Here is a 12,237-nt window from a genome sequence, read left to right as displayed (position 1 = left end):
TCCGGTCCGCGTTGCCGGTCAGGCCGGCTTGCGGCCCCGGCCGGGCCTGGCGACGGCCTTCGGCGCGGCAGCATTGGCAGCCACGGGCTTCGCGACTGCGGATTTCTTGACCTCGGCCGTCACGGCCTTCGCCACCGGCGCTTTTGCGGCCGGCTTTGCAGCAGGCTTGGCCGCGGGCTTGGCGCCGCGTACCGGAGCCTTCGCCTCGGCGGGCTTGGCTTCCTCGACCTTCACGGCGGGCTTCGCGGCTGCGGTCTTGGTGGCCGGAGTCTTCGCGGCCGGGGTCTTCACGGCTGCGGTCTTGGCGGCGACCTTGGCGGCCGGTGTCTTCGCAGCAGCAGGCTTCGTCGCCTCAGACTTCGCGGCGGGCGCGGCCTTGACGCTCTTGGTGGCGGGCTTGGCTGCGACCTTCTCGGCAGCAGCTTTGGCCGGGGCCGCCGTCTTCGGGGCGGGGCTCGTTGCAACGGGCTTTGCCGCAGCCTTGGCGGCAGACTTGGGCGCGGGCCCGGCGGCTTTCACGGCAGGCTTTGCCTTCGCGTCCGGCTTCGCCGGGGCCTTCGTGGCATCGGGGGCCTGGGTGAGGGCCGAGCCGGCCAGCGCCTGGATTTCGGCATGAGAGAGGCTGCCGGGATCCTTCAGCGCCTTCGCAGCGATGCTGCTGACCGTGTCACTCGTCACTTCCGGCTTCTTCGCCGCCTTCTTGGCCATGACTCATCTCCGAAATCAACGCGCTGGCGCAGAACCTTCGGACGAATCACGACGCCCGCCAGCATGCGATCCATCCCCCGTTCGATTTGCGGAATGGTTAACGGGAGTTTTTCACCATATTTCGCAATAGGATGGTGCCGTCCCTTGACGCCGTCGGGAGGGCGTGCCCGCATCTTCCCCCGCCGGGTGCGGGGCCGGGACGGGCCGGATGTTTCGCGCCGCAGGCCCCGATCCAGCCTGTCATAGCCTCGTCGGCTCCCGGGGCTATGGTGCGATTCGACAGGCTGCGCGCCTGGAGCCCCGGAGCGGGGCGAGAGAAAGATCCCATGCCGATGACCGCACGGCCGACCATTCTCTTCGTGTGCCCGGACAATGGGGGCACAAGCCTGATGGCGGAAGCCATCGCCCTGCACGGTCACCGGGGGCTGCGCCCGTTCAGCGCCGCCGCCATGGTGCCGGGCGCCGTCGATCCCGCGCTGATCGATTGCCTCGAGGCGGCCCGTGTTCCCGCCGACGGCCTTTCGGCGAAGCCGGCGGGCGTTTTCGGACTCTCCGGCGCGCCACGGCTGGACGTGGTGGTCGCGCTGGGCGCCGAAGCGTGGCGCGCGTTGCGGCGCCAGACCTTCATCGGGCTGCTGCGCCTTGAATTCTGGCAGCTCCCCGAGGTGGCGCGGGGCGCAAGCCTTGCCACCCGGCGCGCCGCCTATCGCAGCCTCCTGCCGGACCTGGATGGTGCCATCGGCCGGCTGGAAGAGCGCATCGCCCTGCGCATGGCCCGCGCCGCCGCTTGAGGCGGCGGGGCCGGAGGCATGTTCAGTCGGCGATCTTGCCGCCGAGCTCATCCTCGATATGGATGCGGATGATCTCCTCGAAGGAGCCTTCCGCGACAAAGCCGAGCTCCGTGGCGTGGCGGGCGTCGAACTTGCGCGGCCAGCCCGAGACGATCTTCTCGATGACCGGATCGGGCGCGCGGGTGATGCGGGCCACCGCCTTGTCGCCGGCCACCTTGCGCAGCGCCTCGATCTGCTCGCCCACCGTCACGGCCAGGCCCGGCATGGTGAGGTTGCGCCGTGGGCCGACCTTCTCGCCGTCGAGGGTCGCGGCATGGATGAGGAAGCCCACCGCCGAGCGGGGCGAGGCGTGCCAGTGCATGACATCCTCCGACACCGGCAGCACCGCATTTTGCCCCGCCAGCGGCTCGCGGATGATGCCGGAGAAGAAGCCGGAGGCCGCCTTGTTGGGCAGGCCGGGGCGCACGCAGATGGTGGGCAGGCGGATGCCGATGCCATCGAAGAAGCCGCGCCGCGTATAGTCCGCCAGCAGCAGCTCGCCGATGGCCTTCTGGGCGCCGTAGGAGGTGAGCGGGGTGTGGAAGAACTCGTCGGGAATCGCATCCGGGAAGGGCGCGCCGAACACCGCGATGGATGAGGTGAAGACCAGGCGCGGCGTGTACCCCTCCATGAGGCGCACCGCGTCGAACAGATGGCGGGTGCCGTCGAGGTTGATGCGGTAGCCCTTGTCGAAATCGGCCTCCGCCTCGCCGGACACGATGGCCGCGAGGTGGAAGATCACGTCGGGCTTGTCCGCCACCACCACCGCCGCCTCGCCGGGCACCGAGAGGTCAGATACCCGCGTGTCGATGGGGAAGGGTGCCTGCGGCGGCTTGGGCGGCACCACGTCGTGGGCGGTGAGCCGGGTGATGGGCTTGCCGCCCAGCCGTCCCTCGCGGGCGAGGCGTTCGATGAGCTTGCGGCCGACCATGCCGGCGCCGCCGATGACGAGAATGTGCATGTGAAAAGTCCCTCAAGGCCGTTCGAGCGAAGCGGCGCCCGGATCGCTCGAAAAAGGCGTTTGGCAAAGGTTCAGGGTACGTCCCGGCGCCGGGCGTCTCAGAGCGCCCAGCCGCCGTCGATGATATGGATCTGCCCGGTGGTGAAGGCGCTTTCGTCGGAGGCGAGATAGAGCGCCAGCGCGGCGATCTCCTCCGGCGTGCCCAGCCGGCCCATGGGCTGGCGGCCGACGAAATCCGCCCGCACGTCGTCCAGCGAGCGGCCGGTCTGGGCCGAGACGGTAGCGATGCGCTCGTCCAGCGACGGCGACTGGATGGTGCCGGGGCAGATCACGTTGGCGCGCACGCCCTTCAGGATGAAATCCGCCGCTACCGCCTTGGTGAGGCCGATCACGGCCGCCTTGGAGGCGCCGTAGACATAGCGGTTCGGCACGCCGCGGATGGAGGACGCTGCCGAGGCGATGTTGACGATGGAACCCCTGCCCTTCTCCAGCATGCCCGGCAGGAACGCCGAGATGGTGCGGTGCATGGCCTTCACATTGAGGTCGAAGGAGAAGTCCCAGTCCTTCTCCGAGGTGTCGAAGATGTTGCCCTGGTGCACGTAGCCGGCGGCATTCACCAGCACGTCCACCGGGCCGACCGCCTTGGCCAGCGCGGCCACGGCCTCGGTGGAGAGCACGTCGAGCTTGTGCAACGTGGCGCCGGCGAGGCCCTCAAGCTTGGCGGTGTCGAGATCGGTGGCGATCACGCTCGCGCCCTCGCGCACGAAGGCCTCGGCGATGGCGCGGCCGATGCCCTGTCCCGCCGCCGTCACCAGCGCGGTCTTACCCTGAAGTCGTCCACCCATGGCGTTCCTCTTGAGTTTTTCGGCTTGGTGGGGCGATGCCTCACACAGCGGCGCGGATGTCCTCCAGCCGCTGCGTCTGGCGGCCTTCGGCGTCGAAATTGGCGGGATCGAGCCAGGCCACGAAGGCGGCTTTGGCGCGGGGCCACTCGTGGTCCATGAGGGCGTACCAGGCAGTATCGCGGTTTCGCCCCTTGACGATCATGTGCTGGCGGAACAGGCCCTCATAGGTGAAGCCGAGGCGCTCCGCCGCCCGCCGCGAGGGGGCGTTGAGGGCGTTGCACTTCCATTCGTAGCGGCGATAGCCGAGATCCTCGAAGGCGTGCCGCGCCATGAGAAACATGGCCTCGCTCGCCCCCGGCGTGCGCTGGAGCGCGGGGGTGTAGAGGATGTTGCCCACCTCGATCACCCGGTGCGCGGGCTCCATGCGCATATAGGTGGCGTGGCCCACCGCGCGGCCGGTCCCCGTCTCGACGATGGCGAGGAGGAGCGGGTCTGCCCTGGTGGCAGCTTCCGCGTAATGGCGCGCGAAGGCGGCTTCGTCCGGGAAGGGGGCCGCGGAGAGATAGGCCCAGAGCGCTTCTTTCTCCGGCCCGTGGGAGAGGGCGTAGAGCGAGGCGCAATGCTGCCCGGCGTCGAACGGCACCAGGGCGACGTGCCGCCCTTCGAGGGTGACGGGCGCCGGCCGCCGGGCCGGGCCGCCTTCTACCGGCACGCCCAGAGGAACCGCGTCGGCGGCCGCCCCGGGGACTGCGCCGGAACGTGTGCCCGGCGCCGCCTGCTGGCTCATGGGTCGGCTCGCTCAGTGATTGTCGCGGGGAACGCCCATGGTTTGGGCCACCCGCTGGTACTTCACCGCCGGCTTCAGCACCATGCCCTCGTCGAACTGCGCCACCATGGAGCGCTGGATCTCCTGCCAGGGGGTCTGGCTCTGCGGCACGGCAAAGCCGCCGTGGCCCTGCAGGTCGGCGCGGCGCTGGTTGAGCTCCTCCGGCGAGATGAGGATGTCGGCGGTGCATTTATTGAGGTCGATGCGCACCCGGTCCCCGGTCTTCAGCAAGGCGAGGCCGCCGCCGGCCGCTGCCTCCGGCGAGGCGTTGAGGATGGAGGGCGAGCCCGAGGTGCCGGACTGCCGGCCGTCGCCGATGCAGGGCAAAGCATGGATGCCCTTCTTGATGAGGGCGGTGGGCGGCTGCATGTTCACCACCTCGGCGCCACCGGGATAGCCCAGCGGCCCCGTGCCGCGGATGAACAGCAGGGTGTATTCGTCGATGCCGAGCGAAGGGTCGTCGATGCGGTGGTGGTAGTCCTCCGGCCCCTCGAACACCACGGCGCGGCCCTCGAATGCCTCGGGATCGTTCGGGTTGGAGAGGAAGCGCGCGCGGAACTCGGGGGAGATCACCGAGGTTTTCATCACCGCATTGTCGAACAGGTTGCCGTGCAGCACGATGAAGCCGGCATCCTCCTTCATGGGCGCGTCATAGGTCTTGATGACGGCGCGGTCCCAGGAAAGCTTGCCCCTGCAATTCTCGCCGATGGAGCGCCCGTTCACGGTGAGCGCACCCTCGTGGATCTTGCCCTTCTCCATCAGTTCGGCCACCACCGCCGGCACGCCGCCGGCGCGGTGGAATTCCTCGCCGAGATATTCGCCGGCGGGCTGGAGGTTCACCAGAAGCGGGATCTTGTGGCCCACCGCCTGCCAGTCGTCCACGGTCAGCGGCACGCCCACATGGCGGGCGATGGCATTGAGGTGGATGGGGGCGTTGGTGGAGCCGCCGATGGCGGAGTTCACGCGGATGGCGTTCTCGAACGCCTCGCGGGTGAGGATGTCGGAGGGTTTCAGGTCCTCCCACACCATGTCCACGATGCGCTTGCCGGTGTCGTAGGCGATCTGCCCGCGCTCGCGATAAGGCGCCGGAATGGCGGCGCAGCCGGGCAGGGACATGCCCAAAGCCTCGGCCAGCGCATTCATGGTGGAGGCGGTGCCCATGGTGTTGCAATGGCCCACCGAGGGGGCGGATGAGGCCACCACGTCCATGAACTCGTCATAGTCGATCTCGCCGGCGGCGAAGCGCTCGCGGTTCTTCCACACCACGGTGCCGGAGCCGGTGCGCTCGCCCTTCCACCAGCCGTTCAGCATGGGCCCGCCGGACAAGACGATGGCGGGGATGTTCACGGTGGCCGCCGCCATGATGCAGGCGGGGGTGGTTTTGTCACAGCCGGTGGTCAGCACCACGCCGTCCAGCGGATAGCCGTAGAGGATCTCGACGAGCCCGAGATAGGCGAGGTTGCGGTCGAGGGCGGCGGTGGGGCGCTTGCCGGTCTCCTGGATGGGATGGACCGGGAATTCGAACGGCACCCCGCCCATGGCCTCGATGCCGTCGCGCACCCGCTTGGCGAGGTCCAGGTGGTGGCGGTTGCAGGGGGAGAGGTCCGAGCCGGTCTGGGCGATGCCGATGATGGGCTTGCCCGACTGCAGCTCTTCCCGGGTCAGGCCGAAATTGAGGTAGCGCTCCAGGTACAGCGCCGTCATGCCGGGATTGTCGGGGTTGTCGAACCAGAGCTGGGACCTGAGTTTGAGGCCGTGCTTCTCGGGCTGGTCGCCTTGACCGGACATGGGCGTCTCCATGGGAATCTGCATGCTCCGGCGTTCCGACGTGCCGGTTTTAATCGATTTGATTTTGGCGATATATGCGCCTCGGCGCGCCGGAAATCAATCCGGTTCGCGCCGTCCCGCGGTGGGTTTCAGTCGGCTTCCCGTGGTGCGATGCGCCGCAGGGCGACCGCCTCCCAGCTCGCCACCACCAGCAGGGCGCCGGTGCTCGCGGCTGCAAGTCCGAGCGGGCTGAAGTGGCCGGCGAGGGGGATCAGCGCCGCCAGAAGGCCGAGCCCGACCAGATGGGAGAGCGGAAAGCGGCGGAGGAGCGGGTATTTGAAAAGTCCGCACCCCAGCACATAGAGCGCGGGGCCGCCAAGGATGGCAAACGCCGCTGCGGTCGAGACCTGTCCGTCGGGATGGGCGAGGATCAGCTCGTCGGAAACGGCGCAGCCGACGATGCCGATGACGATGATCTGGTGGATATAGGTGTAGGTGAGCCGTGCCGTGTGCCCGCTTTCCTCAACATGGGCGAAACGGGTGCTGGAGCGTTCCGCGCCGGTGTCGAAATAGATCCACCACATGGCCACGGTGCCGAGAAAGGCGGTGACGAACGCGCCGGCATTGACGGCGGTCCACGCGAGGCCCGAGGCGGTGGCGCCCGTGACGAGGATGGATTCGCCCAGCGCGATGATGATGAAGAGGGCGCAGCGCTCGGACAGGTGCCGGCCCTCCACCTTCCAGTCCGCCGCTCTGGAGGCGCCGAGGCCCGGCACGAAGAAGCCGGTGGAGGGGGCGAGGCTCTCGATCACCACGGCGAGCGCCCACACGCTAAGCCGCGCCTCGCCGTGCAGGAAGGCGCCAATGATCCACAGCGCCGAGGCCAGCGCCTGCCACGTCAGGATGCGCTTGAAATTCAGGGCCTGGGCGGGATCGTGGCGCGCCACCGCCCAGATGGTGAAGGCGGAGCGCCCCATCTGCAGTGTTGCATAGGCGAGGGCGAAGGGAAGGCCGCCTTCATGGAATGCCTTCGGCAGGGAGGCGGACAGGACGAGGCCCACCAGCATCAGCGCGAGCAGCATGAGCCGCACCGGCTTGCGGTCCGGATCGAGCCAGTTGGTCACCCAGGCGGTGTCGATCCACGCCCACCAGACCGCGACGAACAGGACCAGCGTCTGCAGCACCCCGATCGCCGAGAGGTCGTGCAGCAGATGGTGGGAGAGCTGGGTGATGGCGAAGACGAAGACCAGATCGAAGAACAGCTCGATGAAGGTCACCGCGTGATGGCCGTGCTCCGGCGCCTTGCGCAGGAGGAATTGCCGCGCTCCCAGTCCGCTCATGCCACCTCCCGCAGCCGCTGTCCCGCGCGAGAGCGGAGCAAGCGCCGGATATCCGGATGACCCGTGTTTTCGCACCTTGAAGGGCGGCAGATCAATCGGTATCGCGGTGGCATGGCAGCCGGCTCATCGCCTCGGCCCCTTCAGGGGCCGGCGTCGAGCCCGGTTCAGGACGCCGCGCCGGCAGAGGCGAGCGCGGCGTCGGCCTCCGCGCGGGTGGCGACCAGGGTGGCGAGCTCGCCCACGCCGGTGGTAAGGAGAACCTTTTCCACCTCCGGTTCCGCGCCGAAGATGATCATGCGCCCGCCTCGGCGGGCCAGGGCCTTGGCGTTGCTGATGAGCAGGCGGATGCCGATGGAGGCGACGAAGGGCGTCGCCGACAGGTCCACGAGGGTCGCCCGCGCGTGGCTCGACACGGCGCTGAACGCGACCTCGATCTGCGCGGTGCCGTCGATGTCGAGCCGGCCGTCGAGCACGATGAGAACCTGTTCCGGGCCAAGGGCATGGGTTTCGATGTTCATGGGTGGAGACCGGGTTTGAAGGACGGCGGCGACAGTGCGGATCGCGTCAAGGGAATTTGTCGCCTCTATTTCATCTGGATGTTGCAGTTTTGTGACGCGGAGCGGACGTTGTTCCGCCTCGTGTCCGCCGGTGGGCGCGGTGCACGCGCGATGCCGGGTGACGCCGGGTGACGCCGGCACGGGGCGGTGGCCGAAGGGGGTTGCACCGCGCGGGGAAGCGTATAATCCATCCCGCAACGCGATGTTCAACGCTTCACGATCCGCGCGCCCCGCGCGCCAGCCGAACCGCCCCGACGCCAGCGCCCTGCCCGCCTCGGACAGTTCTGGTCGCGCCGCCGGCATGGTGCTCGACAGCGTCGTCCTCGATCGTGGCGGCCGCTCGGTCTTCGCCGGCCTGTCCCTTTCCCTCGTCGAGCGGCGCATCGGGCTCGTGGGTGACAACGGCTCGGGCAAGAGCACCCTGCTGCGGCTGCTGAACGGCCTCCTCCTGCCCGACGCGGGCACCGTGACCGTGGCCGGGCTCGATACCCGCAGGGAGCGCCGCCGCCTGCCTGCGACGGTGGGCTTCGTGTTCCAGAACGTGGATCACCAGATCATCTTCCCCACCGTGCGGGAGGAGATCGCCTTCGGCCCCATCGCCCAGGGCCGGCCCAAGGCCGAGGCCAACGCCGCCGCGGACCTCCTGCTCGCCCGCCATGGCTGCGCCGGCTGGGGGGAGCGGGCGGTGGCGGACCTTTCCGAGGGCCAGAAGCAGCTGGTGTGCATCCTCGCGGCTCTGGCGGCCGGGCCGCGCATCCTGCTGCTGGACGAACCCTTCTCCAGCCTCGACCTCACCACCCGCCTCGGCTTCGCCGCGCGGCTCGCCGACCTCGACCTCCAGGTGGTGATGGCGAGCCATGATTTGCACCTGTTCGACGGCTTCGACCGGCTGCTGTGGCTGAAGGGCGGCATGGTCGCCGCGGATGGGCCGCCGGGGGAGATCATTCCGCTCTACGAGGCCGACGCCCGCGCCCGCGCCGCCGCGATGGGAGGATGGCAGCCGTGATCGCCGGCTATCTCTCCGGCCCCAGCCTGCTGCACCGGCTGCCGGCGGGGGTGAAGCTGGTCGCGCTCGCCGTGCTGTCGGTCTTCATCCTGCCCATCGGCGATCCGCTCATCCTCGCCTGCGTGCTCGCGGCGGTGGTTCTGGTCTATGCCGGCTTCGGCCGGCGCGGGCTGCTGCGCATCCTGGAGTGGCGCAGCCTGCTGCCGCTGCTCGCCATCATCTTCGTGCTCCAGGTCTGGGCCGCATCCCTGTCGGTGGCGGCGGCGAGCGTGCTGCGCATCGCGGTGATGGTGCTCATCGCCGACCTCGTCACCCTGTCCACGCGGATGCAGGACATGATGGATGCCCTGGCCGTGCCGCTGAAGCCGCTGGCGCGGTTCGGGCTCGATCCCGAGCGGCTGTCGCTGGCGGTGGCGCTGGTGCTGCGCTTCGTGCCGGTGCTGCTGGAAAGCTGGCGGGGACGGGAGGAGGCCTGGCGCGCCCGCAGCCCGCGCCGGCCGGGACTGGTGCTGATCGGCGCCTTCTTCTCCGGCGCGCTCGGAACTGCGGACCAGGTGGCGGAAGCCCTCGACGCCCGTGGCTTTGGCATGCCGGATAAGCCTGCGCCGCCGCCGCGCCCGAACCCGTGAAGGATCGAACATGGACACCCGCACCCTCGTGCGCATCGCGCTCATCGCGGCCCTCATCGCGGCGCTGGGCTTCGTGCCGCCCGTCTACATGCCGCTTGCGGCCGGGGTGCCCATCACCGCCCAGAGCCTCGGCGTGATGCTCGCCGGCCTGCTGCTGGGCGCGCGGGCCGGGGCGGCGGCGGTGGCGCTGTTCGTCTTCGTGGTGCTTCTGGGCGCGCCGCTGCTCTCGGGCGGGCGCGGCGGCCTCGGCGTCCTCGGCGGGCCGTCCGCCGGCTTCCTCATCGGCTATATCGCGGGGGCCTATGTGGTGGGCTTCCTTGCCGAGCGGCTGAAGCTGCCCGCCTTCGCCTCGGCTTTCGTGGCGTCGGTGGTGGGTGGCATTCTGGTGGTCTACCTGTTCGGCATCCCGGTGCTGGGGGCGGTGGCGGGCATCGGCCCGATGATCGGCGCGGCGGTGTTCCTGCCCGGCGACCTGATCAAGGCCGTGGGCGCGGCGGTGCTGGTCACCACCGTGCTGCGCAACTGGTCGGTGGCGGCGCAGCCGCGCCCGTGAGCATCACCCGCCATCTCGCCCGCCACGGCGCCGGGCGCCCCGACGCGCCGGCCCTGACCTGCGAGGGCGAAAGCCTCACCTATGGTGCCCTCGCCGCGCTGGTGCAGCGCATCGCCGCCCGCTTCCAAGACGCCCCCGAGGGCGGCATCGCACTGGACCTGCCCAACGGCGCGGCGCTGGCGGTGCTGTTCCTCGCCGCCGCCCATGCGGGACGGGAGGGGCAGGTGCTCGATCCTTCCTGGCCGGCGGGGCAAAGGGCGGACATCCTCGCCCGCATCCGGCCGGGACTGCTGGTGTCGTGCGGTGCGGATGCGGATGTGCGCCTGTCCCCGGCCCAGGGGCTGGAGGGCCTTGCCGAGGCCGTCGGCGCCGGCGCGGGCGCTATGGTGGCGCCGCCGGATCCGGACCTGCCCTTCTATGTGGGCTTCACCTCGGGCTCCACCGGCCTGCCCAAGGGCTATCGCCGGACCCATCGCTCCTGGACCGCGAGCTTCGATGCGGACACCCACGAATTCGGCATCGGCCCCGGCGACGTGCTGCTGGCGCCGGGGGCGTTGACCCATTCCCTGTTCCTCTACGCGTTGGCGCGCGGGCTCGACGCCGGCGCCCATGTGATCCTTGCGAAGAGCTTCCGTCCCCGCGCGGTGGCCGACCTCGCGCGCCGGCACAAGGCCAGCGTGCTCTACGGCGTGCCGACCCAGCTCGCCCTGCTGCTCGACCATCTGGCGGCGGAGGGCGCGACGCTGGACGGCATCCGCCTCGTGCTGTGCTCGGGCGCCAAATGGCCGGCGGGGCGCAAGGCGCTCCTCTCCCACCATCTGCCCGAGGCGGGGTTCGCCGAGTTTTACGGCGCGTCGGAACTCTCCTTCATCACCGTGGCGAAGGGTGGGGAGGCGGTGCCCGAGGGTTCCGTGGGCCGTGCCTTCGACGGCGTCACCCTCGCCATCCGCGACAAAGCGGGCCGGCGCCTGCCGGCAGGGCGCACCGGCCTCGTCTTCGTGGACAGCCCCTTCCTGTTCCAGGACTATGCCACCGGCGACAGCCCGGACCTCATGCGCCATGGGCGCGAGATCAGCGTCGGCGACATGGGCCGCATTGATGCCGCCGGCTTCCTCACCCTGGCGGGGCGGGCAAAGCGCATGATCGTCACCTCGGGCAAGAACCTCTATCCCGAAGAGGTGGAGCGGCAGCTGGAACTGCACCCCGCCATCGCCGCCGCCGCCGTCATGGGCGTGCCGGACGGCAAGCGCGGCGAGCGGCTGGTGGCCTTTGTCCTGCCGGAGGAAGGAGCGCAGGTGACGCGGGTGGACCTCGTGGCGTGGCTCAGGCCGCGGCTGGCCCTGTTCAAGGTGCCACGGCTCTATGCGCGGGTGTCGCGGTGGCCGCTGACCGCCTCCGGCAAGACCGACTTTGCCGCCGTCGCCCGCCTGTGGCCGCACGGCTGCGAGCTGATCCCATGACCGGCGTCGCTGTTCTGGCCGCCAGGCGCACGGCAGTGGTGCCCCGCGGCGGCGCCTTCCGGGACATGGAGCCTTTCGCCCTCGCGGCGGCCTTGATCGGGCCCCTGCTCGCCGATGCGGGTATTGCCCCCGACGCGGTGGACGAGGTGATCCTCGGCAATGCCCTGTCCGGTGGCGGCAACCTGACGCGGGTGGCGGCGCTCGCCGCCGGCCTGCCGCAGAGCATCCCGGCGCTGACCCTCGACACGCAATGCTGCGCCGGCCTCGATGCCATCCGCATGGGCGCGGCCCGCATCGCTTCGGGCGAGGCGCGCTTTGTGCTGGCCGGCGGGGTGGAGAGCTTCAGCCGCGCCCCGCTGCGCGCCCGTCGTCCGAGCACGAAGGATGAGGCGCCGCAATTCTACCGGCAGCCGGCCTTCACCCCCTGGCCGGAGCGCGAGCCCGACCTCGCCGCGGCGGCGGCGGAGCTGGCGCGCGCCGAGGGTATCACGCGGGAGGCGCAGGAGGCCTTCGCGATGGAAAGCCATCGCCGGGCGCTGGCGGCCGCGTCGCCGGCTGGAGAGATCGTGCCGGTGAACACCATCGCCGCCGATCCGTTCGCGCGGGTGTTGTCCCCGGCGCTGCTCGCCCGCCTGCCGGTGATTGCCGGGGATGCGGCCCATGGGGTCACCGCCGCCACCACGGCGGTGGAGGCGGATGCTGCGGCGCTGGTGCTGCTCGGGCCGGGTGGGGAAGCTGTCTCTTATACACACCTG

At 70.1% G+C, this 12,237-nt stretch carries 13 protein-coding genes; 6 read left to right on the top strand and 7 right to left on the bottom strand.

Going from position 1 to position 12,237, the window contains the following annotated elements; translation table 11 throughout:
* Window positions 1–18: 18 nt before the first annotated feature.
* Window positions 19–708, bottom strand: coding sequence for a hypothetical protein (locus K9U40_RS12070; RefSeq protein ID WP_282890448.1), 690 nt, complete (start codon window positions 706–708; stop codon window positions 19–21).
* A 326-nt stretch (window positions 709–1,034) separates the two neighbouring features.
* On the opposite strand from K9U40_RS12070, the gene K9U40_RS12065 reads away from it, so the two are divergent.
* Window positions 1,035–1,499 (top strand): hypothetical protein, encoded by a 465-nt coding sequence (locus K9U40_RS12065; protein WP_282890447.1) that lies wholly within the window; start codon window positions 1,035–1,037, stop codon window positions 1,497–1,499.
* Window positions 1,500–1,521: 22 nt separating this feature from the next.
* On the opposite strand, the gene denD is transcribed toward K9U40_RS12065, so the two are convergent.
* From denD to K9U40_RS12035, 6 genes are all read right to left on the bottom strand, one after another.
* Window positions 1,522–2,499, bottom strand: coding sequence for a D-erythronate dehydrogenase (gene denD / locus K9U40_RS12060; RefSeq protein ID WP_282890446.1), 978 nt, complete (start codon window positions 2,497–2,499; stop codon window positions 1,522–1,524).
* A gap of 98 nt (window positions 2,500–2,597) precedes the next feature.
* The gene (locus tag K9U40_RS12055) at window positions 2,598–3,344 is read right to left on the bottom strand and encodes an SDR family oxidoreductase (RefSeq protein WP_282890445.1); all 747 of its coding nucleotides are present in this window, start codon (window positions 3,342–3,344) and stop codon (window positions 2,598–2,600) included.
* 40 nt (window positions 3,345–3,384) lie between these two features.
* Entirely contained in the window at window positions 3,385–4,131 is a 747-nt protein-coding gene (locus K9U40_RS12050; protein WP_282890444.1) for a GNAT family N-acetyltransferase, read from the bottom strand.
* A gap of 12 nt (window positions 4,132–4,143) precedes the next feature.
* Window positions 4,144–5,958 carry an IlvD/Edd family dehydratase gene (locus K9U40_RS12045; protein ID WP_282890443.1) on the bottom strand — a complete coding sequence of 605 codons (1,815 nt, stop codon included), beginning with the start codon at window positions 5,956–5,958 and terminating at the stop codon, window positions 4,144–4,146.
* Window positions 5,959–6,086: 128 nt separating this feature from the next.
* The gene (locus tag K9U40_RS12040) at window positions 6,087–7,277 is read right to left on the bottom strand and encodes a low temperature requirement protein A (protein ID WP_282890442.1); all 1,191 of its coding nucleotides are present in this window, start codon (window positions 7,275–7,277) and stop codon (window positions 6,087–6,089) included.
* 164 nt (window positions 7,278–7,441) lie between these two features.
* Window positions 7,442–7,795, bottom strand: a complete 354-nt coding sequence (locus tag K9U40_RS12035; RefSeq protein WP_282890441.1) for an STAS domain-containing protein — start codon at window positions 7,793–7,795, stop codon at window positions 7,442–7,444.
* A gap of 241 nt (window positions 7,796–8,036) precedes the next feature.
* Here K9U40_RS12035 and K9U40_RS12030 point away from each other — a divergent pair, with 241 nt between their 5' ends.
* The 5 genes from K9U40_RS12030 to K9U40_RS12010 form a co-directional block, all read left to right on the top strand.
* On the top strand, window positions 8,037–8,840 hold the full coding sequence (locus tag K9U40_RS12030; protein WP_282890440.1) for an energy-coupling factor ABC transporter ATP-binding protein: 804 nt from the start codon (window positions 8,037–8,039) through the stop codon (window positions 8,838–8,840).
* Window positions 8,837–9,469 carry an energy-coupling factor transporter transmembrane component T family protein gene (locus K9U40_RS12025; RefSeq protein ID WP_282890439.1) on the top strand — a complete coding sequence of 211 codons (633 nt, stop codon included), beginning with the start codon at window positions 8,837–8,839 and terminating at the stop codon, window positions 9,467–9,469. The genes K9U40_RS12030 and K9U40_RS12025 overlap by 4 nt, the downstream gene beginning before the upstream one ends.
* Before the next feature lie 10 nt (window positions 9,470–9,479).
* Window positions 9,480–10,022, top strand: coding sequence for a biotin transporter BioY (locus tag K9U40_RS12020; RefSeq protein ID WP_282890438.1), 543 nt, complete (start codon window positions 9,480–9,482; stop codon window positions 10,020–10,022).
* Window positions 10,019–11,482, top strand: a complete 1,464-nt coding sequence (locus K9U40_RS12015; RefSeq protein ID WP_282890437.1) for an AMP-binding protein — start codon at window positions 10,019–10,021, stop codon at window positions 11,480–11,482. Before K9U40_RS12020 ends, K9U40_RS12015 begins: the two co-directional genes overlap by 4 nt.
* Window positions 11,479–12,237: beta-ketoacyl synthase N-terminal-like domain-containing protein (locus K9U40_RS12010; protein ID WP_282890436.1), on the top strand; the 759-nt coding region annotated here is incomplete at its 3' end. The genes K9U40_RS12015 and K9U40_RS12010, both read left to right, overlap by 4 nt.

Source organism: Xanthobacter autotrophicus, from assembly GCF_030015065.1.
GTDB classification, from domain to species: domain Bacteria; phylum Pseudomonadota; class Alphaproteobacteria; order Rhizobiales; family Xanthobacteraceae; genus Xanthobacter; species Xanthobacter autotrophicus_D.
The sequence above is the reverse complement of the archived record's forward strand: the minus strand, read 5'-3'. Positions and strand labels throughout refer to the sequence as shown.

What these genes read in the sequence shown, in the direction of transcription:
- K9U40_RS12070 (WP_282890448.1), bottom strand. Translation starts at nt 708, where the DNA reads ATGGCCAAGAAGGCGGCGAAGAAGCCGGAAGTGACGAGTGACACGGTC.
- K9U40_RS12065 (WP_282890447.1), top strand. Translation starts at nt 1,035, where the DNA reads ATGCCGATGACCGCACGGCCGACCATTCTCTTCGTGTGCCCGGACAAT.
- denD (WP_282890446.1), bottom strand. Translation starts at nt 2,499, where the DNA reads ATGCACATTCTCGTCATCGGCGGCGCCGGCATGGTCGGCCGCAAGCTC.
- K9U40_RS12055 (WP_282890445.1), bottom strand. Translation starts at nt 3,344, where the DNA reads ATGGGTGGACGACTTCAGGGTAAGACCGCGCTGGTGACGGCGGCGGGA.
- K9U40_RS12050 (WP_282890444.1), bottom strand. Translation starts at nt 4,131, where the DNA reads ATGAGCCAGCAGGCGGCGCCGGGCACACGTTCCGGCGCAGTCCCCGGG.
- K9U40_RS12045 (WP_282890443.1), bottom strand. Translation starts at nt 5,958, where the DNA reads ATGTCCGGTCAAGGCGACCAGCCCGAGAAGCACGGCCTCAAACTCAGG.
- K9U40_RS12040 (WP_282890442.1), bottom strand. Translation starts at nt 7,277, where the DNA reads ATGAGCGGACTGGGAGCGCGGCAATTCCTCCTGCGCAAGGCGCCGGAG.
- K9U40_RS12035 (WP_282890441.1), bottom strand. Translation starts at nt 7,795, where the DNA reads ATGAACATCGAAACCCATGCCCTTGGCCCGGAACAGGTTCTCATCGTG.
- K9U40_RS12030 (WP_282890440.1), top strand. Translation starts at nt 8,037, where the DNA reads ATGTTCAACGCTTCACGATCCGCGCGCCCCGCGCGCCAGCCGAACCGC.
- K9U40_RS12020 (WP_282890438.1), top strand. Translation starts at nt 9,480, where the DNA reads ATGGACACCCGCACCCTCGTGCGCATCGCGCTCATCGCGGCCCTCATC.